The organism is Meridianimarinicoccus aquatilis (genome assembly GCF_004358675.1).
Lineage (GTDB): Bacteria > Pseudomonadota > Alphaproteobacteria > Rhodobacterales > Rhodobacteraceae > Meridianimarinicoccus > Meridianimarinicoccus aquatilis.
This window is the reverse complement of sequence record NZ_SMZO01000058.1, coordinates 1-21,206: the sequence shown is the minus strand read 5'-3', so window position 1 is coordinate 21,206 and position 21,206 is coordinate 1. Positions and strand designations below refer to the sequence as shown.

Sequence of the window (21,206 nt, the reverse complement as noted above, 5' to 3'; positions counted from 1 at the left end):
GCCCGGTAAGGGCGGGCCGCGCGGGGGCAATGCCTATCCAAAGCGCGGCAAACCATGACCTGACACTTTTCCGGGGCGTCTTCATCAGGCGCCCCGTTGCCATTTTACGCGCCGCGGCGCACGATGGCCCCGCACACGGGACATAAAGGCACTGCAATGGCACTGACTGTCGATCTGAACGCGGATATGGGCGAAAGCTTTGGCCCTTGGGTCATGGGGCGCGATGCCGATCTGTTGAAGATCATCACCTCAGCCAATGTGGCGTGCGGCTTTCATGCAGGCGATCCTGACGTGATGGCGCGCACCATGCGCATGGCGGTTGAAAACGGTGTGGGGATTGGTGCGCATCCTGGATTTGCAGACTTGCAGGGGTTTGGGCGTCGGCGGATCAAACTGACCCACACCGAGTTGCGCAACCTTGTGCACTATCAATTGGGTGCTGCGCAGGCGATGGCGCGGGCGGCCCAAGGTCGTGTTGATCATCTCAAGCTGCACGGCGCGTTGGCCAATATGGCGGCCGACGATGAAGCGATGGCGCGCGCCTGCTATGAAGCGGCCCTCGAAATTGACCCTGACTTGATCGTGATGGTCCTTGTCGGGACAGCGCAAGAGCGGGCAGCACGCGCGTTGGGGTGTCGCATTGCCGGCGAAATTTTCGCAGATCGCGCTTATAACGACGACGCAACACTGGTCGACCGCTCGTTGCCCGGTGCTGTCATTCATGATGCTGAACACGCTGCCACACGGATCGCCGCTATGGTGAAGGCCGGTGCGATCATAACCGAAAGTGGGCGCCGTCTGCCGGTTCAGATCGACACGATCTGTCTTCATGGGGATACGCCAGAGGCCGTTCAAATCGCCTCTGCTGTGCGCGCGGCACTTGAGGCCGATGGCGTAGACCTCAAGCGGTTGGCGGGTTGAGGATGCTCTGGGTGAAAGCTCCTCAGATTTAAATCGTTGGCTCATGCTGCGCTGCGGTAAGATCGGCGATGCTTTTTTGAGCATTGCGGGATATCTGTGCATTTAACTCGGCTTAGGGTCTTTCCAACTTGCATCAAAGCAAGGCACAGTGGGCGCAGCACATCAAATTTCCGGAGCGCCCCTTGACCCGCTACCCTCGTGACATGTCCGGCTATGGCCAGACCCCGCCCGATCCACATTGGCCCGGTGGCGCAAAAATCGCTGTGCAGATCGTTCTGAATTACGAAGAGGGCGGCGAGAACAATGTCCTGCATGGGGATGCCGCGTCCGAAGCGTTCTTGTCAGAAATCGTTGGTGCTGCTGCATGGCCTGATCAACGTCATTGGAACATGGAATCGATCTATGAATATGGCGCGCGGGCCGGGTTCTGGCGGTTGCACCGGCTTATGTCGGATCTGCCCGTAACTGTTTACGGCGTTGCAACTGCATTGGCGCGTAGCCCGGAACAGGTTGCCGCGATGAAATCTTCGGGCTGGGAGATTGCCAGCCACGGCCTGAAATGGATCGAATACAAAGACGCCACCGAAGCGCAAGAAGCGCAGGATATGGCCGAAGCGATCCGCCTGCATACCGAAGTCGTCGGGTCCCGTCCCCGTGGTTGGTACACCGGGCGCTGTTCGATCAACACGGTTGCGTTGGCGGCACGTGAAGGCGGGTTTGCATACGTGGCTGACACCTATGCCGACGATCTGCCCTATTGGATGAGGGTGGACGGTCGTCAACAGTTGATTGTGCCTTACACGCTTGATGCCAATGATATGCGTTTTGCTACACCGCAGGGGTTCAATTCGGGCGACCAGTTCTTTTCCTACCTGCGCGACAGTTTCGATGTGCTGTATGCCGAAGGTGAAGCAGGCGCGCCCAAGATGCTGTCCATCGGTCTGCACTGTCGTCTGGTCGGGCGTCCAGGCCGGGTCATGGCCCTGAAGCGGTTTCTCGATTACGCCAAAAGCCACGAGGGTGTCTGGTTTGCCACGCGTGAACAGATTGCCGATCATTGGGCTTCGGCCCATCCTCCGACGCAGTTTGATCGACCCTCGCAGATGTCGCAAGAAGCGTTTGTTTTGGCCTATGGGAGCGTTTTTGAACATTCCGCATGGATAGCAGAGCGTGCTTTTGATCTGGAACTTGGCCCGGCCCATGATACGGCGGTCGGCCTGCACAATGCGCTGACACGGATGTTTCGATCAGCCAGCGAGGATGAGCGTCTGCGCGTGCTGAAGGCGCATCCGGACCTTGCCGGGAAACTGGCGGCGGCCAAGCGCCTGACGCCTGAAAGCACGGCGGAACAGGCCGGTGCTGGACTGAATGCGCTCACTGATGTTGAACGGGCCGAATTTACGCGACTCAATACGGCGTATCAGGATAAATTCGGGTTTCCCTTCATCATCGCGGTGCGGGACCATGACAAGGCCAGTATTCAGTCTGCGTTCACGCAGCGGTTGGAAAATGATCGCGCTGTGGAATTCGCGGAAGCCTGTCTGCAAGTGGAGCGCATCGCGGAGCACCGCCTGCGCGAAATGCTTCCGCGATGAGCCATTTGATCCCCTGCGAGGCGCTGACGCCAGATGCTTTCGCCCCGTTTGGGGACGTGTTGCAGGCCAAAGGCCCAGCGGATCGGATGATCAACCAAGGAATGTGTGGTCGATTTCATGATCGCGCCAGCCTTGATTTCAGCGATGGCCGCGCCGGGATCAGTCTGTTCGACGCTGTGCCGCGCAGCCTTCCTTACAAGCTCGAGATGGTCGAACGCCATCCAGACGGGAGCCAAGCGTTCCTGCCGATGACGCAAAACCCGTTTCTGGTCATCGTGGCCCCGGCAGAGGGGGACGCGCCGGGCAAACCGCGCGCGTTTCTTGCTGCGCCGGGGCAAGGGATCAACTTTTTCCGGGGAACATGGCACGGGGTTCTGACACCGTTGGCCGCGCCCGGTCTTTTTGCTGTTTTTGATCGCATCGGTGACGGCGCGAACCTTCAGGAGCATTGGTTCGAGACGCCTTTCACGGTCGTCGAGGAAATTTAAAGGCCCGAACAGGGCATCGACCAAGTACCGGTTGAGGAAGACCAAACTGCGTTCGCGTAGGGTGACATAGATGGAGTGGAAGAATGACAGACAGTACACTTGGTACGCCGGCACAATTGCGTGATCCGAATTATACCCCGGCCCTGTACAAGGCAGTGCCCTTGGGTATTCAACATGTTCTGGCAATGTTTGTGTCAAACGTGACACCAGCCATCATCGTGGCTGGTGCAGCGGGGTTTGGCTTTGGGTCAAATTCACCCGATTTTCCCGAACTTCTGTACCTGATCCAGATGTCGATGCTGTTCGCGGGTGTGGCAACGTTGTTTCAGACCATTGGAATGGGACCTGTCGGGGCGAGGTTGCCCATCGTGCAAGGCACGTCTTTTGCCTTTATCCCGATTATGATCCCACTTGTGGCAGGTAAGGGCGTTGACGGCTTGGCTGCGCTGTTCGGCGGTGTGATCATCGGCGGGCTTTTTCACGCCGCTTTGGGTACAGTCATCGGCAAGATCCGGTTTGCCTTGCCACCTTTGGTCACTGGACTTGTGGTAACCATGATCGGGCTCGCACTGGTTAAGGTTGGGATCGAATACGCGGCCGGCGGTGTACCGGCCAAAATGTCGGGTGCAGCCAGCTATGGTGGACTTCAAAGCTGGTCAGCAGCGCTTGTTGTGATCTTTGTCACCCTTGGGCTGAAGTTCTTTGCCCGCGGCATGCTGTCTGTGTCGGCGGTTCTGGTCGGTATTCTTGTGGGGTACTTTTACTGCATGGCCATCGGGATGCTGAGTTTTGAGTCGATTTCGGGCAGTTGGGAACGCTCTGCCGCCTTCGCTTTGCCTGTGCCATTCAAATATGGGTTCGAATTCTCCATTGCGGCGGTCATTGGCTTTTGTTTGATGGCGTTCGTGTCGGCGGTGGAAACCGTGGGCGACGTATCGGGCATCACCAAAGGCGGCGCTGGTCGCGAGGCCACAGATGACGAGATCAAGGGCGCGACATTTGCCGACGGTTTCGGGAGCCTGATCGGCGGGCTTTTTGGCGGGTTCCCGAATACGTCCTTCAGCCAGAATGTGGGCCTGATTGCCATGACTGGCGTAATGAGCCGTCATGTCGTGACGATTGGCGCGGTGTTCCTGATCATCTGCGGTCTGGTGCCAAAGGTGGGCGGCGTTATCCGCACCATTCCCATCGAAGTGCTGGGCGGCGGTGTGATCGTGATGTTTGGCATGGTGGTTGCGGCGGGCATTTCCATGCTGTCAGACGTCAACTGGAACCGCCGCAACATGGTGATTTTCGCTGTGGCGCTGTCCATCGGGTTGGGTTTGCAGCTTGAAGCGTCTGGTGGCGGCGCGAACGCGTTGCAGCACTTGCCAGACACGCTGCGCATTCTTGGCGCGTCCGGCATCCTGCCCGCGGCCTTGATTGCAATTGTTTTGAACCTTGTGCTTCCAGAAGATTTGGCCAGCGAGGCGACCGAAGAAGTCTCTGGCGGGATGCAAGGCCACGGAACAGGGTCGCTTCCGGGTAAGTGATCCAACCCCATGCAGGGATCAGGCGTTGAACCTGATCCCTGCAATGGCAATATCAGCCTGAAAAGCCCGGCCAATTGCGACGATCCCGATCCGCCGCAATGTAGACAGATCCAGCGGCGCGGTTAAGCGGTGCGGGGTGAACGCGTCAAAGCGAAGGGTGATGGTTTGCCAGACCGCCGGTGCATCAAATTGCGCACGGTAAGACTGCCAAGGCCGGGTGACATCTGCCGTTCGAAGATGGAAGTTGTACGCTTCCCCATTGCCGTAGACATCGAGCGAAATGCCGGACCAGCGCCGCGCGTCTGTTGCGCCATTCGGGGCCAGGTCAAGGGCGGCCTGTACAAAACCGCCGTTGTTTTCTAGCCGGACATCGCCTTGAAGGCGAAGCGCTGTGCGCCCGGCAATCGTTTCGCGGCTCAGCCCTCCAGCAGAAACGCCGCCCATCACGCGGTCAGACAGCAATTCCCACTCCGTACCGGTACTTGCACGCGGGTGAGGCTGGCTCAGATCGTCTATAAGTGTATCATCCATGGCCGGGACCTAGCGCATGGGCGGGGGCTCGTCGATGATTGGCTCAAAAATCAACGTCCAGCGCGACACCGTTTTCCATGGCAAACTCAACAACCGACGCGGCAACCGCAAGGTCCTGAAGCCCGACGCCTGTGCCATCAAACAGGGTTACCTCGTCATCGGTTTGCCGACCCGGATCATCCCCATTGATCACGTTCCCCAATTCGCCAATATCGGCTTCGGTGATCAGCCCAGCGGAAATAGCATGCTGACATTCCCCAATGCTGATGGATTGCGCGATTTCGTCGGTAAAGCGCATGGCCCGCGCGACCAACGCAGCGTCGACTTCTTGCTTTCCTTTTGTGTCGGTTCCCATGCAGGCGATATGCGTGCCGCCCTTGACGTGGGCGTCCATCAGGATTGGCGCGGTGCTGGAGGTGATCGAGATGATGACATCGGCCTCTGCGCCAATCTGCTCAAGGCTGGCCTGTTCAAACGGCAGGCCAAGCTCGGCTGCGGTGTCGGCAAGGCGTGACAACATTTCCGGGTGATAATTCCACCCGATAACACGGTCGAAGTCGCGCTGGTCGACCGCTGCACGCATTTGAAAGGCTGATTGATGCCCGGCACCGATCATGCCCAGAACTTTCGCACCCTTCGGGGCCAGATGCTTGATTGATACGGCAGAGGCGGCAGCAGTGCGCAAAGCGGTCAACAAGTTACCGCCAACGATCGCGCGGCATTTTCCAGTGTCGGCATCAAACAGAAAAACCGTGGATTGGTGATTGGTCAGACCCTTGTCGGCATTGCCGGGCCAATAGCCGCCTGATTTGAGCCCAAGCGCCAGACTGTCCCGATCAAATCCCGATTTGAACCCATAAAGCGCGTCTGCATGACCGATGGCTTCGCGAATGACCGGAAAATTGTACGCACTGCGCCGCGACATGGAGGCAAAGACCTTCTCCACGGCATCGAACGCTTGCGCAGGTGTTATCAGGTCGCCAATTGCCGCCTCGGGTACAATGATCATTGTCTTTTTCTTTCGCTGGAACATCAAATGGGGGCAGGCAGTCGCCGCCCCCGCTTGTATTGTAATCGTTTGAACCGGATTGCCGATCTCTGCCTCAATAGGCTTTGCCGCGTGCGGATATCGGCCAAACGACTTCGACCTTCCCGTCGCGCACGCCGACATACCAGTCGTGCACGTTACAGGTTGGGTCGCAGTGGCCGGGAACAAGGCGCAACTTGTCATTGACCTTAAGCACGCCCGCCTCGTCCGCGATGACGCCATGTTCGTCTGAACATTTGACGTACTTTACATCCGTCCGGCCAAAGATGACCGGCAGACCACTATCCACTGATTGCGCTTTGAGCCCGGCATCGCAAATCGCCTTGTCCGCTTTGGCATGGGACATGACAGAGGTAAGAATGAACAGAGCGTTTTCCCATTCACCTTCGTCGATCCGCTTGCCATCCTTGTCCAGAATTCGGCCATAATCGGCATCCATAAACGCGTAGCTGCCACATTGAAGTTCGTTGTACACGCCAGAGCCCGACTCGAAGTAATAGCTGCCCGTGCCACCCCCGCCGACGATGTCACAATCGAGCCCCTCGGCTTTCAGTGTATCGACAGCGTCCTTGACCATCGCGATGGCGATGTCGGTCTTGGATTGGCGCTCTTCATAGCTGTCCAAGTGCTGCATCGCGCCCTGGTAGGCTTGAATACCTGCGAATTTAAGCCCTTCAGCGGCATCAACGGCCTTGGCCAAGGCCACAACGGCAGGCGTGGTTGTGACACCGCACCGGCCAGCGCCGCAGTCGATTTCCACAAGGCATTCGATCTGCGTGCCATGTTTGATGGCGGCGGCGGACAGGTGCGGGATGTTGTCCAGGTCGTCGACGCAGCAAATCGCCCGTGCACCCAAGGTCGGGATGCGCGCCAAGCGATCAATTTTTTCAGGCTGCGTGACTTGGTTGCTGACCAGCACATCCTTGATGCCGCCGCGCGCAAAAACTTCGGCTTCGCTGACCTTTTGGCAGCACACACCGACCGATCCGCCAAGGCGTTCCTGCAACAGGGCGACATCCACTGACTTGTGCATCTTGCCGTGGACCCGGTGCCGCATGCCGTGAGAGGCAGCGAAGTCGCCCATCTTCTTGATGTTGCGTTCCAAAGCGTCAAGATCAAGCACAAGGCACGGGGTCTGGATGTCGGCCTCGTCCATTCCGGGAAGAGCTGGAATATCATACCCGACTTCGAGTTCACTGATTTTTACGGGGGCGTTCATGGTGTTATCCCTCTCACTTAATCCAAGGCAGAGTGTCGAGATCGACATTGCCGCCGGTGATGATGACGCCGACGCGCTTGCCTTTGAACACGTCGCGGTTCTTTAGAATGGTGGCAAGCGGCACGGCGCAACTTGCCTCGATTACGATCTTCATGCGCTTCCAAGTCTCTTTCATCGCGTCGATGATTTCATCTTCTGACGCGGTTAGAATGTCGGTCACGTGGTTGGAAACGAAGTGCCATGTCAGATCCTTCAATGGCACCTTTAGCCCGTCGGCGATGGTGTTCGGCGCGTCGTCGGCGATGATGTGCCCGGCTTTGAAGCTGCGATAGGCGTCGTCTGCCTGCTCGGGCTCTGCCGCGAAAATCTTCACCTCTGGGGCTGTGTTGGACAGGGTCAGACAAGTGCCCGAGATCATCCCGCCGCCGCCAATCGGGGCGATGACGGCATCGAGCCCATCAACTTGCTCCATCAACTCGCGGGAACAGGTGGCTTGGCCTGCTATCACGCGAGGGTCGTTATATGGGTGGACGAAATCCGCGCCGGTTTCGGCCTGCACTTCGGCAAAGACCGCCTCGCGCGAGGTGGTGGAAGGCTCGCATTCACGAATAATCCCGCCATAGCCGCGCACGGCGTCTTTCTTGGCTTGCGGCGCGGTGCGGGGCATCACGACATGGCAAGGAATGCCCCGGCGCCCGGCGGCGTAAGACAGGGACAGGGCGTGGTTGCCGCTGGAATGGGTGGCAACGCCCTTTTCCAGCATGTCATCGGGCAGCCCGAAAACCGCGTTGGAGGCGCCGCGCACCTTGAACGCGCCCGCCTTTTGGAAGTTTTCGCACTTGAAGAACAGTTCAGCTCCGGTGAGTTCGTTGAAATAGGTCGAGGTCAGCACCGGTGTGCGATGGATATGCGGTGCAATCCGGGTATGTGCCGCGATCACATCGTCATAGCTCGGAATGATCAGGGGGCTTGCGTCCTTCATCATGCGGCGTCCTTTTGTGCTTGCGCCGGGGTGGCGCGGTAATGTTCCTGTGCGGCTGCCACGCCAGAGCCAAGTTGGATCGGCAAACCAAGATCAGCCATGACCATTTCGGCTGTTGCCAGACCAGACAATGTCATCACGTCGGTCAGGCTTCCCAAATGGCCGATGCGGAACACTTTGCCAGAGACGTCACCCAAGCCAACACCAAATGCGACCCCATAGCGGTCGGCGGCGTGCGTCACGATCTTGGTGGCGTCAAATCCATCCGGGGTGCAAATTGCGCTCACTGTGTCCGACTGCACGTCTGAGCTCGCAGCGCACAGGGGCATGCCCCAGGCATCGGCAGCGGCGCGTACTCCCGTCGCAATGCGGGTGTGACGGGCAAAGACATTGTCCAGACCTTCGGCCAACAGCATGTCGCATGCGGTCTTAAGACCGTTCATCAAGCCGACGGGTGGCGTGTAGGGAAACGCGCTGTTGGCGTAGCCTTTGTCCATGTCACGTATGTCGAAGAAGGTCCGGTGCAGCTTGGCGGATGCGGTCATGGCGTGGGCTTTCGGCGAGAACCCGACGATGGCCAACCCAGCGGTCAACATGAATCCCTTTTGGCTGCCTGTAACAGCAACATCGACGCCCCAACCGTCGAATTGAAAGTCCATGGACCCGATGGAACTGACCCCATCGACCATCAAAAGGGCAGGGTGGTTCGCTTGATCCATCGCCGCACGGATTGCCGCGATGTCAGACTTCACGCCGGTTGCCGTCTCATTATGGGTGGCAAGTACGGCTTTGATCCGATGAGCCGAATCCGCCTTGAGGATTTCGCCATACCGCTCTGCAGGGATGCCGCTGCCCCACGGGACTTCGACAATCTGAACGTCCAAATCGTGCCGTTGACACATGTCGATCCAGCGATGCGAGAACATGCCGTTCCGCGCAACCAGAACGCCGTCGCCGGGGCTGAGTGTGTTGGTTATCGCCGTTTCCCATCCGCCTGTTCCGGTGGATGGAAAGATGTAAACTTCGGCGTTCTTGCTTTTCAGGACCTGACGCACTCCATCTCGGGCGGGATGCAAGATCGACCCGAACAGAGGCGAGCGGTGGTCAATCGTCGGCATGTCGCACGCTTTGCGCAGCACTTCCGGGATATTGGTCGGACCCGGAATGAAAACTGGATTCTGAAAGCTCATGGCCGTCTCCTACAAGGTTTAGGGGACCCTAATGAACGAGATCCCAGCGCGCAATTTTTTTGAAAACGTTTTTCAAAAATCGAAGACCGAAGTATTTTTGTTTGTTGGCAGATGGTTGCGTTTTTCATAATATGAAGTCGTTTTTCATAAATTGGAATCGTGATGAAAAAGCCTGCCGTAAAATCGGACCGCCGCGCCCGCGGGCGCCCGCGTGATTGGGACGACAAGACACCGCAAAACACCATTAAGTCGTTGGACCGCGCGATTGATGTACTGGAACATCTTGGCAAGGTTGGCGGGCACACGTTATCCGCATTGGCCAGCGAGTTGGAGCAGTCTCCGGCGACGGTTTATCGCGTATTGGTCACGTTGGAAAACCGCGGCCTTGTCGAATTCGACTCGGATGGTCAGACGTGGCAAATCGGGGCTGGCGCGTTTTTGATCGGTGCGCGGTTCTTGCGGCGAACAGCTTTGGTGGACCGGGCGCGGCCCATTTTGCGCGGTTTGATGGAAAACACTGGGGAGACGGCCAATCTGGGCGTGGAAACAGATGGGCGCGTCTTGTTTGTCAGCCAAGTCGAAACGCATGCCAGCATTCGTGCGTTCTTTCCGCCCGGAACGTTGTCGCCCATGCACGCCTCTGGCATCGGCAAGGCGCTGCTGGCAAACATGCCCGAGGATCGGCTGGGCAAGGTCTTGTCTGCGCATCCTCTCGAGCGGTTCACGGCCAGCACCCTGACTGCGCGCGATGATCTGATCGCTGATCTTGCCAAAATTCGGGAGCGCGGATTTTCCATCGATGCAGAGGAACGCAACGAAGGCATGTGCTGTGTTGCTGCTTGCGTGTTCGATCTGCACGGCGATCCTGTTGCCGGACTGTCCGTTTCCGGGCCAACAAGCCGCATAACACCCCATGACACAGTGCGATTGGGGGCAGAGGTCTGCGCCGCCGCACAGACACTTACAGCGGCACTGGGCGGATCCCCGCACTAATGTTCCGGGCATGCAGCGCGGTGATGAAGCGGGCTAAGTTTGCAACCAGTCTTTTGCAAATGTGACATCGTCTGTTCCCGCCAAGCCGCAAAGACGGCCAAGTTCTGCGCTCAGCCCGGCGCAGCGCATTTTGCCCATGAGGACGCCGGGTTCTGGCCAAAAGCCCCTAACATGCAATGCAGAGCCGGTGCGCTTGACGTCGATCCGCCCGATCAGGCGATCACCCTGCAGCACCGGAAACACGTAGTAACCATATTGGCGTTTGGCTTCGGGCACAAAAATTTCAATACGGTAGCGAAAGCCAAAGAGCCTTTCTGCCCGTGTGCGGTCCCTGAGCGCGGGATCAAAGGGCGATAGCAGCCGGACCCGCGTGCTTGGTGCGGGCAGACTTGGGACCGTATCCAACACTGCATGCGTTGTGAAACAGGGTCGCGGGGTGCCGTCAGCCAGTTCCACAATGGCATTCAGAATGCGACCGTCCGCCAACGCGCTGGCACACCAATCAGCGGCTTCTGTGCGCGTGACTATGTCGAAGAATGCCGCCAATTCGCCACTGGTTCCAAAGCCAAGCCGGGTGATGGCAGCGGTCATGGCCCAATCGATTGTTTCGGGGTCGCTGCGTCGCGCATTCAGCCATTCGGGCGGGATCACGCGTTCGCTCAGATCATAGAATTTGCGGAACCCTTTCCTGTGGCAAATGGCAAGTTGTCCAGACCGCCACAGAAATTCCAGCGCTGTTTTGGAAGGGTGCCAATCCCACCAGCCGCCAGACGCCTTCTTCTCGGTGCCGCCCACATCCAAGGAACAGACGGGTCCGTGATCTGCCACGTGTTGCAGTACGGTTTCAATCTCGGCCTCCCATCCTGCCCGGCGATCTGCCGACCAACGCGCACGCATGCGGGCCTCGTCGCGGATGAATTTCAGCCGCCACATGGGGTAGAAGGGCATCGGAATGATCGACGCATCATGCGTCCAATGCTCAAAGGCGGTCCGGTCTTTGGCGACCAAGTTTTCCAACGCCTTGGGCCGATACCGGCCGCGCCGGGACCAGAGGATAAGGTCGTGCGCCCGCGCCAACGTGTTGACGCTGTCAACTTGGACAAAGCCCAGATCACCAAGCACACCGTCAAGATCCCGCCCCTTGCCTGTGCCGGCCTTTGGGTTCAGCAACAAGTGACGATCAAGAAAAAGGCGGCGCGCGACGGTGTTGCTGAGCAGGGGGCGGGTCATGGTGCCACCCTAGCGGGTTGCGCGCCTACCGCCAGCGAGAAGACACAACGCGCAGCTTAGCTGCCTGCGACGTCCCGGTACCATTTGGCAATGGCTGCGCGGGCCTCAGGGTCCATATCAATCGCATTGGGCGGCGGCATCGCGTGACTTACACCCGCCTGAAGAAAAACCACACGGGCGTGACGCGCCACGTCGGACTCCGTCTCAAGCACGATCCCTTTGGGCGGCCAATGCAGACCGTCCCAAGACGGCTCGCGGGCGTGGCACATGGAACAGTTGCCGACGACAGCGTAAAACGCGTCCTCAAAACTGTCGGCCGACGCGAATTTCTGCTCATGGGTGGTCAGGGCGCGCGCCTCTGCGTCTTCATAGGTGCCATAATCCGCGGCTGAGGAAAGCCATGCGATCACCACCATCAAAAGAATGGTCACGCCCCACGTCCAATGCGGCCCCTTGCCAGTTGAGTGGAGTGTGTTGAAATAGTGGCGGATTGTGACGCCAGTCAAAAAGATCAGGCTTGCGATGATCCAACTGTACTGCGTGGCAAAGGCCATCGGGTAGTGGTTCGACAGCATCAAAAACACGACCGGCAAGGTCAGATAGTTGTTGTGTGTTGATCGAAGTTTCGCGATTTTCCCGTATTTTGCATCCGGTACGCGCCCTGCCTTCAGGTCGCCCACGACGATCCGCTGGTTTGGCATGATCACGAAGAACACGTTTGCGGTCATGATGGTCGCTGTGAACGCGCCCAGATGCAGCAGCGCGGCGCGCCCTGTGAAGACCTGATCATACCCCCATGACATCACAACAAGGATCACGAAGAGCAGCAGCATCAAAAGCGTGGGTGTTTCCCCAAGTTTCGATTTGCACATGGCGTCATAGCATAGCCAGCCGATGGTCAGAGAGCCGCCAGAAATCAAGATCGCCTGCCACAGGGCCAGGTTCGCTTTGGTCGGATCAATCAAAAACAGTTCACCCCCAGCCCAATAGACGATCATCAACAGGGCGGCACCGGACAGCCACGTGGTGTAGCTTTGCCATTTGTGCCAGATCAGGTGCTCGGGCATATTTTCGGGCGCGACCATGTATTTCTGAATGTGATAAAAGCCGCCGCCATGTACCTGCCATTCCTCGCCGTTGACACCGACAGGCATGGAGGGAGCCTTCTTTAACCCCAGGTCGAGGGCGATGAAGAAGAACGAGGCGCCGATCCAGGCCATCGCCGTGATCACGTGCAGCCAGCGCACCGAAAAGGCCACCCATTCCCACAAGATTGCCAGATCATACATCACGGTTCTCCAAGATTGCGTTGTCGCTTAGGCTAGTCGAAGTCCATTTGTTCAGCTACCGCTGGAAAAAGCCAAGCAGCATCAAAAAAAACCGAACAATGTCCTACTTTGAAAACATCCGCACCTTTGTTCGTGTCTATGAATTAGGCAGCATGTCGGCCGCGGGGCGCGATATGCGTATTTCTCCTGCGCTGACCTCATCGCGAATTTCGCAGTTGGAAGAACAACTGGGAGTTCGGTTGTTCCAAAGGACGACACGCAGCCTCGCTCCGACACAGCAAGGTCGTTCCTTCTACCGCGGCGCGATGGAGATTTTGCAGGCTGTGCAACGCGCCGAAGCGCAGGTTGCGGACAGTGCTGCCAATTTGAAAGGGACGATTTATGTCGCCGCGCCGCTTGGGGCCGGACGCCGTCTGATCGCGCCGCAAATTCCTGAATTTATTGAGTCCTATCCGCAAGTCAGCGTGCGCCTTCGCCTTACGGATCGCCGGATGGACCTGACGGCAGAAGGGCTGGACCTTGCGTTCTTTCTTGGCCAACCCGAGAACAGCACGCTGCGCATGCGCAAGATTGCCGATGTCAGCCGCGTAATGTGCGCCGCGCCAGAGTACATTCGAAAACGAGGGCTGCCGAGCAACGGCGGTGAACTCGTTGAGCAGGGCCACGAGTGTCTGCGCCTGCGATTTCCAGGGGCAACAGAATTCCAGTGGCAGTTGTCGACGCCCGAAGGGCCAAAACGGTTCCGCATTGTCGGCCGTTACGAATGCGATGACGGTGATGTTCTGACCGATTGGGCTTTGGCAGGGCACGGGATCGCCCTGAAGCCGATGTTTGAAGTCGCCGAACATTTGGCGTCTGGCGCGCTGCTTCCGGTCGCTCAGGACACGCCACCCGTGCCGATCCAGATGGCGTGTTTGTACACGGATGGGCGTCAACTTGATCCCAAAGCCCGTACCTTCATGGAATTCATGATCACCAAGATCGCTGATGGAATATCCGCCGCATGACCGCCGGCTAGCTGCCGCGATAGGTCGAAAAGCTGAACGGCGAAAGCAAAAGCGGAACGTGATAGTGTGACAACTCCGACATCCCAAAACGGATCGGGATGACATCGAGGAAACGTGGTTCTTCGGGCGGTACGCCGATTGCATCAAGATAGGCGCCTGCGTGAAACACCAACTCATAAACACCCGGTGCGAATTCATCAGCAGGCAGGATATGCGCGTCAGTGCGGCCATCATCATTGGTTGCGAGGGTGCGCAGAAGGTGTCTGGTGTCCCCGTCAATGCGGTAGAGGTCAATCTTCAGACCTTCGGCGGGGCAGCCCCGTGCCGTGTCAAGAACGTGGGTTGTCAAATATCCGGTCATGGGGTCCTCGTCAGGCGTCGGTGATGCGGTTTGGCTAGATGTTTGGGCGCACGCCCTACAGGGGCATGTGACGGTTCACGTCCTTGTAGAGCAAGTACCGGAAAGGACGAGTCCCGCCAGCGTAACATGCTTGGGGGCAAAACGCGCGCAGCCACATGAAGTCGCCCGCCTCAACTTCGACCCAGTCCGTGTTCAGTCGATATGCGCCTTTTCCTTCAAGCACATACAGACCGTGTTCCATCACATGGGTTTCTAGAAACGGGATGACCGCACCGGGGTGCAATGTCACGATGGTCACGTGCATATCATGGCGCATGTCGCTTGGGTCGACAAATCGGGTGGTCGCCCATTTGCCGTCGGTGTCTGGCATGACAGTGGGTGCAATATCGGCTTCGTTCAGGATCAACACATCCGGCTGATCGAGCCCGTCCACCGCGTCATAGGCTTTGCGGATCCAGTGAAACCGCAACGGCGTTTCGCCGTGGTTTCGCAAGGTCCACCCTGACATGGGCGGCAGATAGGCGTAGCCGCCGGGCGTCAATTCATGCGTGGTGCCGTTCACCGTCAGGGACGCCGTGCCCTCGACAACGAACAAAACGCCCTGGGCGTCCGGGTCGGTCTCTGGCCGGTCAGATCCTCCACCGGGCTGCACTTCCATGATGTATTGTGAGAATGTTTCGGCAAACCCGGAAAGGGGGCGCGCAATGACCCAAAGCCGCGTCTGGTCCCAAAAGGGCAGAAAGCTGGTGGTGATGTCCCGCATGGTGCCTTTCGGGATCACCGCATACGCATCGGTGAACATGGCGCGATCGGTCAGAAGTTGATCTTGATCAGGGTGACCGCCGTGGGGGGCATAATATTTTGCTGGCATTTCAGGTCCCTATATCACCGTTGCTTTGCGTCACTATGGCGGTGAACGGACGTCGCAACCAGCACGATCGTGCTGATAGCACCTTTCGGAATGATTTGAATATCTCGCAGTTTTGACACTGCGGCGCCGTTAGCCCGCACTTACCAATTCTGCAAGGCGCCGTGCGTCGGACACGGAGTCTTGCAACCGCTGAAGCCGTTCCGCATCGCTGGGCCCCGTGATTTCACGGTTCACAAGTTCTGTGACGTCGTCGTCAATTTTTGGCGGAAGGGTGCGGCCCTCTGCGACCACTTCGGCGCGGGCGTCTGCGACCTCTTGCTTTGCTGTTGCCCATTCTTGTTCCCAGTGATCCACTTTTACCGGAAGGGGCGCATCGGCCAATTCTGTGCCGGCTGCCTGCCATCCGCTGCCTGTGTCAGACCAGTCCGACCCATCCCCCCAAGAATAGCAGCCAGAAAGCAGAACTGCGGCCGCAAGTGACAGAACAAATTTGTGCATTAGTTGAAATCCTTCATCAGTGCGGCAAGCCACGCGTAGGATCCCTCAGGGGCGGTACCTGCGAGCCTTACGTGGCTTTGAAATGTTTGGGCATCTGCAAGCGCACGGTCCGAAAGGCGCGTGATGCCGCGGCTTGATGCAAAGCGCGGTTTCGCCTCGTCGGTCATCCAATCAGAAAGATGCTGGTCAGTCGCTACGATCAAATCGCTGTAATACGTCCGGCTCGCGTCCAAGTCTGCGGCAACGGCTTGATGAATTTGGGCAATTTCGCCCACTTCGCGGCGCATCGACTGAATGGCCGCTTGCGCGGCCTCATTGTCGCCAAAGTCGGTTTCGGCAGTGACAAGGTTTGCTTGGGCGGCGCGCAGCGCCTCAGTCACAGAGGCGTATCGCTGAAGATCGTTTTTCAAGATGCCAGCCGTGTATGTGCCCACGAACGTCGCCGTGCGCGCCGCTTCGCGCATCAAGCTTTCAAAGGTCCGGTCCCCTTCGGTGGAAGATGACTGCCAAAGGGCAAAGGCTTGCCTGACACGTCCGTCTGGCAAAGTTGAAACGCCCGGCACGGCATAGCCGAGCATCTCTAGCGCGGCCATTGCAGCCGGGAGTTGATCATCGGCCAAATCGACAGATTCAGGTGCGATGCCTTGCAAGTCATCAATCCGCAGGCGGGCTACGATCCTGTACAGCCCGTCTGGGAAGCGTCCGAGATAGCCTGAGTAGCTGTCAATGGTTCCTCTGGCCACGGCATCTTCCCAGACACGCACTTCATCATCTGGGGAAAGCGGGGCAGGCGGTTCAGACAGGTAATACTCGCCGATCACGGCTTCTTCGACCCAAGGGATCTGAAGTCCCGCAGTTTCGCGTACAACGTCTTGTCGGACACGGCCAAACATAAGACGCACGTCAATGCCCGGGGTGGCAAGATGATCCAGAAGTGCGGCTGTAAAGGTGCTGTTGTCGCCCGTACCGTCCGTGGCCACATTACCCGGATCTGTGGAGTAGGCCACGAGGGTGCCAAGGCCACCTGAAACCGGCAAAAGCCCCGCTGTACCAATTTGAGCCGCGCCCAAAGGGTTGTCCCGGCACGCATCGAAGATCACCATCGACAAATCGGCCCCGGCACTTTCTATCGCAGCAAGGAAGTCCGACAAGGATACACTCGCTTTGTCCAGTGCGGGAGATGAAAGCGTCTCAAGTTCGACCCCGATTGCAAGGTTCTCGGTTCCGACTTGTACGGCATGTCCAGCGTAAAAGATCATGGCGATCTCTGCGCCATTTGCGGCGTTCTGAAGCCATTCCAGTGAGTCCACTATCGCATCGCGCGTCAGATCCACCTCGGCGCGGACGTCAAACCCCAAGTCTGACAATGCCGCGTCAAGCGCCTGAACATCATTTTGGGGATTCCTCAACGTGAAATCAGTGTTGGCGTAGCCCCCATTGCCGATGAGCAAAGCGACCCGATCGGCGGCAATCGCAGGCGAATAACACAGCATTGCAGCGGCAAAAGGCAACCAACGCAGACGGGCTGGAGTGAGAGTTCGGAAAGACCATTTTGACATAGGCGAAGCATGCCCCTGCGTGGGCGTAGGTCAAGTGAAATGAACGCTTTGCGCCGGCGAAGCCAATAAAGAATATCCTTCGGTGTATGATGTGCCTTTGCTGTCCAGTTCTGCCCAATCTCTGACTTCGCGAGCATGTCCGGCGTGGTGGTTGGTTCGACCGCAAGAACTGCCCGCCCGATGATTGAGTCAAAACGCCACCCACAGCCAGACACATGAGAGCCGCGCCGCATAAGACGAGGCTTGATTGCCGTACGATTGACCTTCAGGGAACTCGACGAAGCCCTTTCCTTCTTTTGTGCGTAATACTGGTTGCGCGCTGCGGTTGGCGCATTGCCGCTAGCAAGCCAGCAGGGAGTTTTCATAGATCTTAAAATGAGTCGAAAACATGGTATTGTCCTTCTGAGAACAAGCGTCTAAAAGCCATCGCACCAGTGCTGAATCGGCTCTTAGCGGTCCGCGGAAAAGACATTCTTAACCGTGGCTGTTCAAGTCCAGCCATTGAATGCCCCTATAGCTCAGCTGGTAGAGCAACTGATTTGTAATCAGTAGGTCCGCGGTTCGAGTCCGTGTGGGGGCACCATATAATATAAAAATATGCAATGATATCAAGAACTTGAATTATTTGCTGATTTTGTCGCCCACCATACCGTCCACCTTTGCGGGATGGTAACAGAAGAAACTAGGCAGCGCTCAAGCCGCAAGTTTGGGTATTGCCAACATGGAAGCTTTAAAAGACCAGTACGGCGATCCGTAAGCGGCGGCTGGATAGCACTTGGCGTTCAGCTTGACGTCGTGCAGTTCTAGGGCAGTAGATCGTCGATGCGGTTCTTGGGATGTCCGGCCGTGATGGCCTCAAGGGTGGCCTTCAGATAGGCGAAGGGTTCTACGCCGTTGATCTTGCATGTTTCGATTAACGAAGCGATGCGGTCCCAAGCTTTTCCGCCTTCGTCTTGATTCGCAAATCGTGCGTTTTTGCGATTGAGAGCGATTGATAACATTTAAAAATCCCATGTCGATCACTCCAAATCCCCCCAACAAAAACCGTCGGGGAAGTGTGTTCACATGGGTCAATTCTCAGTGAGAATTTGTGGGCATACCGTGGGCGCGACCGGCTCATGCGCTTTCGGCAGGACCATGTGCAGCCGCTCTGCACTGTCGCGCGCGGCCTCGGCCCTGATATCGGCGGTCTGTACCACCCGGCTGCGGTTGCGCTCAGAGCGACCCTTCACATTCGCCCAGAGATCGTCGAGCGAGAGATACCGCTCGTCATCCGGCCGGTTGAACCATTCGGACGACACCCGCCCGTTCCGCTCGCCTCGACTTACATCCACTTTCCAGCCACCAGCCCGCGCCGGCTAAACCGGATCCAGAACTTCCACAACGCCCATCGGCATTCCTCCGTGACAGGCGCCGGGTGCCACTCTCCCAGTGCACTGCCCCCTGAAAACTGGATCGTTTGATGCTGGAGTTTTCCGCTACGTTTCCCTGGCTGGGAGAGGAGCGGGATCGCATGAGAGCATCGAAGTTCACAGAGGCGCAGAAGGCGTTCATTCTTAAGCAGGGCGAGCAAGGCACGCCGGTTGCGGAGATTTGCCGGAAGGCTGGGATCAGTCAGGCGACCTACTTTAACTGGAAGAAGAAATACGGTGGGTTACTGCCGGACGAGATGCGTCGGCTGAAGGCGCTGGAAGACGAGAACACGCGGTTGAAAAAGATCGTGGCCGACCTCACCCTTGACCGCGAGATGGCGAGCTTTTGTCCGCCATTGGTCCGAGGACAATGGCGAGCGGACGTCATTCGGCGAAAGCTCTGAAGCCTGGCCGTTTGCGTGAGATTGTCACCGGGATGTGCGTTGATTGGGGGGTATCGATCCGGAGGGCCTGTGGGGCCATCTGCTTCGACACGTCCACCTACCACACCAAGTCCCGGCGCACGGACCAGGCTGCTGTCGAGCGACGTACCAAAGAGATTGCGGAGACACGTGTGCGGTATGGATACAGGCGTGTTCATGTGCTGCTGAGGCGAGAGGGCTGGGTGATCAACATGAAGAAGACCCGTCGGATTTACAATGAGTTGGGCCTACAGCTGAGGAACAAACACCCGAAGCGGCGCGTAAAGGCGAAGCTGCGTGAAGACCGCCAAGAGGCCGTCGGTCCGAACGATGTCTGGGCGATGGATTTTGTCCACGACCAGCTCGCCTTGGGAAAGAAGCTGCGGATTCTGACCGTCGTCGATACGCATTCCCGGCTGTGTCCGGCCGTTGATCCACGATTCAGCTATCGGGGCGAGGATGTCGTCCAAACGCTCGAACGGATCTGCGGGAAGATCGGTTACCCAAGGACGATCAGGGTCGACAACGTCCTATGTCGGGAAAATCTGGCTGCTTAGGTCAGCAGGTCGTGTGGCATCCGGCTGTCCGGATACCTTAATAAGGTTGCCCAGACGGGCTCTGCCGTCAAGAAATGATCTCATCCATAGCAAACACAGGGTACGCGCGCTGGCGGCCCTCACCGTCCTTAATACGAGATCCCAAATCCCAAGCAGAAGGCCCGAACATTATCTACGAGGTCAGGTAGCCTGCCTCCACGGCTCAGTCAGAGAGAGGTCCTTCCGCCTGGGCTCACCCCCTCGAAGAAGGGGCGATAGGGTTCGCCGTGATTGACCACGGCGTGTACGGTGCGCGCCATCTTGGCCGCGATTGCGGTGTAGGCCTTGCGACGCAGATGGGCGTTGTGTCGGTCCTTCGAGATGTAGCGTTCGAACTTGTCCCGGAAGCTGTTGGTCCGTTTTAGCACGGCGGTCTGTCCTGCCATCCAGAGTGTGCGCCGGAGCCGGGCATTGCCGTACTTCGAGATGCGGCTCTGACCACGGAACATGCCGGACTGCACGGTGGCGAGATCCATGCCGCAGAACTTCAGGAACTGCCGGTGATGCCGAAACCGACGCAGGTCGCCGGCCTCCGCCAAGATGGTCATGGCATTGATAGGGCCGATGCCGGGGATGGTTGTCAGCAACCGATAGTCAGGCAGATCGGAGAGCAGCTCGACTGCCCGCGCCTCGATCTCGTTGCGCTGGCGGACAAGGCTTCTGCCTTCGGCAAGGACGAGGCGGAACATGCGAACCGCGTCGGAATCCGGGTGCACCGGCAGTCCGACAGAGCCGACGGCCGTTGCGTAAATATCTGAAAGCAGGCGTTCTTTGGAAACTTTCCTGCCCACTACCTGCCAGGCAGCTGCGATGAAAGCGTTCGGCTTCGGGGAAGTAGAGCGGTAGGTAATGCGTCAGGATGCGGTGCCAGAGCTCGGTCTTCGAACGTGAGACGATCTCATGCGTCTTCGACAGCTCCTGAATATCCGCCGTCCCAACTACCAGAGGATCATGAAAGAACTGCACGGCGCCGATCTCCAGCATATGCAGGATGACCTGGGCGTCCTTCGGATCATTCTTGTCCCAGCTGTTGTGCAAGGCCTCGCGTGTCCGGGCGAGGCCGACAGAGGAGATAAGCTTGAGTTCGAACCCGGCCTGTCCGAGATGATGCGCCAGAGGCCTGTGATAGTTGCCGGTCGCCTCGAACCCGATCCGAACAGGCATGTCGTAACCGACCAGCGCCGCGGACAAGCGATGGAAGTCTTCCAACGTGTTCATGATCGTCATGCGCCGACGACGCTTCTTGCCGGGGACTCCGATCAGGACCTCGTGGCGGTGCTTGGAAATGTCGATGGCGACTAAAACAGTTGAAGCGATAGTATGGGTGGCGGTCATAGCCGGTCTCCTCAGCGGTGTGGTTCAGCAAAACCACTGTTGAGACCTGAGACCCGGTTATGGCCACCCGCTGCGCGATGTGGAGGCTGCGCGTGCGGCCATAACCTGTCGGCAGCGCTTCTTCCCG

The 21,206-nt window shown here is 58.0% G+C and carries 18 protein-coding genes, 1 tRNA gene and 3 pseudogenes; 8 read left to right on the top strand and 14 right to left on the bottom strand.

What is annotated here, in order from left to right; genetic code table 11:
* Positions 1–156: 156 nt before the first annotated feature.
* From E2L05_RS17380 to E2L05_RS17365, 4 genes are all read left to right on the top strand, one after another.
* Positions 157–921, top strand: coding sequence for a LamB/YcsF family protein (locus E2L05_RS17380; protein ID WP_133344093.1), 765 nt, complete (start codon positions 157–159; stop codon positions 919–921).
* 182 nt (positions 922–1,103) lie between these two features.
* Entirely contained in the window at positions 1,104–2,516 is a 1,413-nt protein-coding gene (gene puuE, locus E2L05_RS17375; RefSeq protein ID WP_133344092.1) for an allantoinase PuuE, read from the top strand.
* The gene (locus tag E2L05_RS17370; protein WP_133344091.1) at positions 2,513–3,004 is read left to right on the top strand and encodes an ureidoglycolate lyase; all 492 of its coding nucleotides are present in this window, start codon (positions 2,513–2,515) and stop codon (positions 3,002–3,004) included. Before puuE ends, E2L05_RS17370 begins: the two co-directional genes overlap by 4 nt.
* Before the next feature lie 83 nt (positions 3,005–3,087).
* On the top strand, positions 3,088–4,536 hold the full coding sequence (locus tag E2L05_RS17365; protein ID WP_133344090.1) for a uracil-xanthine permease family protein: 1,449 nt from the start codon (positions 3,088–3,090) through the stop codon (positions 4,534–4,536).
* A gap of 18 nt (positions 4,537–4,554) precedes the next feature.
* Here the strand turns inward: E2L05_RS17365 and E2L05_RS17360 are convergent, their stop codons facing one another.
* From E2L05_RS17360 to bhcA, 5 genes are all read right to left on the bottom strand, one after another.
* A complete protein-coding gene (locus E2L05_RS17360) occupies positions 4,555–5,067 on the bottom strand; it encodes a CIA30 family protein (RefSeq protein WP_133344089.1) in 513 nt (170 codons plus the stop codon).
* A 43-nt stretch (positions 5,068–5,110) separates the two neighbouring features.
* Positions 5,111–6,076, bottom strand: coding sequence for an iminosuccinate reductase BhcD (gene bhcD, locus E2L05_RS17355; protein WP_133344088.1), 966 nt, complete (start codon positions 6,074–6,076; stop codon positions 5,111–5,113).
* A gap of 94 nt (positions 6,077–6,170) precedes the next feature.
* A complete protein-coding gene (bhcC, locus tag E2L05_RS17350; protein ID WP_133344087.1) occupies positions 6,171–7,334 on the bottom strand; it encodes a 3-hydroxy-D-aspartate aldolase BhcC in 1,164 nt (387 codons plus the stop codon).
* Between the two features lie 13 nt (positions 7,335–7,347).
* Positions 7,348–8,316 (bottom strand): beta-hydroxyaspartate dehydratase BhcB, encoded by a 969-nt coding sequence (bhcB, locus tag E2L05_RS17345; RefSeq protein ID WP_133344094.1) that lies wholly within the window; start codon positions 8,314–8,316, stop codon positions 7,348–7,350.
* Positions 8,316–9,506, bottom strand: a complete 1,191-nt coding sequence (bhcA, locus tag E2L05_RS17340) for an L-aspartate--glyoxylate aminotransferase BhcA (protein WP_133344086.1) — start codon at positions 9,504–9,506, stop codon at positions 8,316–8,318. Before bhcA ends, bhcB begins: the two co-directional genes overlap by 1 nt.
* Positions 9,507–9,668: 162 nt before the next feature.
* Between bhcA and bhcR the strand changes: the two genes are divergently transcribed.
* Positions 9,669–10,499 carry an HTH-type transcriptional regulator BhcR gene (gene bhcR / locus E2L05_RS17335; RefSeq protein ID WP_208016274.1) on the top strand — a complete coding sequence of 277 codons (831 nt, stop codon included), beginning with the start codon at positions 9,669–9,671 and terminating at the stop codon, positions 10,497–10,499.
* A 33-nt stretch (positions 10,500–10,532) separates the two neighbouring features.
* Here bhcR and E2L05_RS17330 read toward each other — a convergent pair whose 3' ends face one another.
* Together E2L05_RS17330 and E2L05_RS17325 are read right to left on the bottom strand one after the other, a co-directional pair.
* On the bottom strand, positions 10,533–11,729 hold the full coding sequence (locus tag E2L05_RS17330; protein ID WP_133344084.1) for a winged helix-turn-helix domain-containing protein: 1,197 nt from the start codon (positions 11,727–11,729) through the stop codon (positions 10,533–10,535).
* A 56-nt stretch (positions 11,730–11,785) separates the two neighbouring features.
* Complete coding sequence (locus E2L05_RS17325) at positions 11,786–13,018, bottom strand: urate hydroxylase PuuD (protein WP_133344083.1); 1,233 nt, start codon at positions 13,016–13,018, stop codon at positions 11,786–11,788.
* A gap of 98 nt (positions 13,019–13,116) precedes the next feature.
* On the opposite strand from E2L05_RS17325, the gene E2L05_RS17320 reads away from it, so the two are divergent.
* A complete protein-coding gene (locus tag E2L05_RS17320) occupies positions 13,117–14,025 on the top strand; it encodes a LysR family transcriptional regulator (protein ID WP_133344082.1) in 909 nt (302 codons plus the stop codon).
* A 7-nt stretch (positions 14,026–14,032) separates the two neighbouring features.
* On the opposite strand, the gene uraH is transcribed toward E2L05_RS17320, so the two are convergent.
* The 4 genes from uraH to E2L05_RS17300 form a co-directional block, all read right to left on the bottom strand.
* Positions 14,033–14,386: a hydroxyisourate hydrolase gene (gene uraH, locus E2L05_RS17315; RefSeq protein WP_133344081.1), complete on the bottom strand. Its 354-nt coding sequence runs from the start codon at positions 14,384–14,386 to the stop codon at positions 14,033–14,035.
* 55 nt (positions 14,387–14,441) lie between these two features.
* Positions 14,442–15,257, bottom strand: coding sequence for a bifunctional allantoicase/(S)-ureidoglycine aminohydrolase (locus E2L05_RS17310; protein WP_133344080.1), 816 nt, complete (start codon positions 15,255–15,257; stop codon positions 14,442–14,444).
* Between the two features lie 129 nt (positions 15,258–15,386).
* The gene (locus tag E2L05_RS17305; RefSeq protein WP_133344079.1) at positions 15,387–15,755 is read right to left on the bottom strand and encodes a hypothetical protein; all 369 of its coding nucleotides are present in this window, start codon (positions 15,753–15,755) and stop codon (positions 15,387–15,389) included.
* Entirely contained in the window at positions 15,755–17,314 is a 1,560-nt protein-coding gene (locus E2L05_RS17300; protein ID WP_133344078.1) for a caspase family protein, read from the bottom strand. The genes E2L05_RS17305 and E2L05_RS17300 overlap by 1 nt, the downstream gene beginning before the upstream one ends.
* 507 nt (positions 17,315–17,821) lie before the next feature.
* Here E2L05_RS17300 and E2L05_RS17295 point away from each other — a divergent pair.
* Positions 17,822–17,897, top strand: a tRNA-Thr gene (locus E2L05_RS17295).
* A gap of 220 nt (positions 17,898–18,117) precedes the next feature.
* Here E2L05_RS17295 and E2L05_RS17290 read toward each other — a convergent pair.
* A pseudogene (locus E2L05_RS17290) lies at positions 18,118–18,306 on the bottom strand (transposase domain-containing protein); the annotation flags it as partial.
* Between the two features lie 78 nt (positions 18,307–18,384).
* Positions 18,385–18,648 carry a hypothetical protein gene (locus E2L05_RS17285; RefSeq protein ID WP_243722041.1) on the bottom strand — a complete coding sequence of 88 codons (264 nt, stop codon included), beginning with the start codon at positions 18,646–18,648 and terminating at the stop codon, positions 18,385–18,387.
* 179 nt (positions 18,649–18,827) lie between these two features.
* On the opposite strand from E2L05_RS17285, the pseudogene E2L05_RS17280 reads away from it, so the two are divergent.
* Positions 18,828–19,672: pseudogene (locus E2L05_RS17280) on the top strand (transposase); the annotation flags it as partial.
* Between the two features lie 239 nt (positions 19,673–19,911).
* Here E2L05_RS17280 and E2L05_RS17275 read toward each other — a convergent pair.
* Positions 19,912–21,079 (bottom strand): annotated as a pseudogene (locus E2L05_RS17275) (IS110 family transposase).
* Positions 21,080–21,206: the final 127 nt, after the last annotated feature.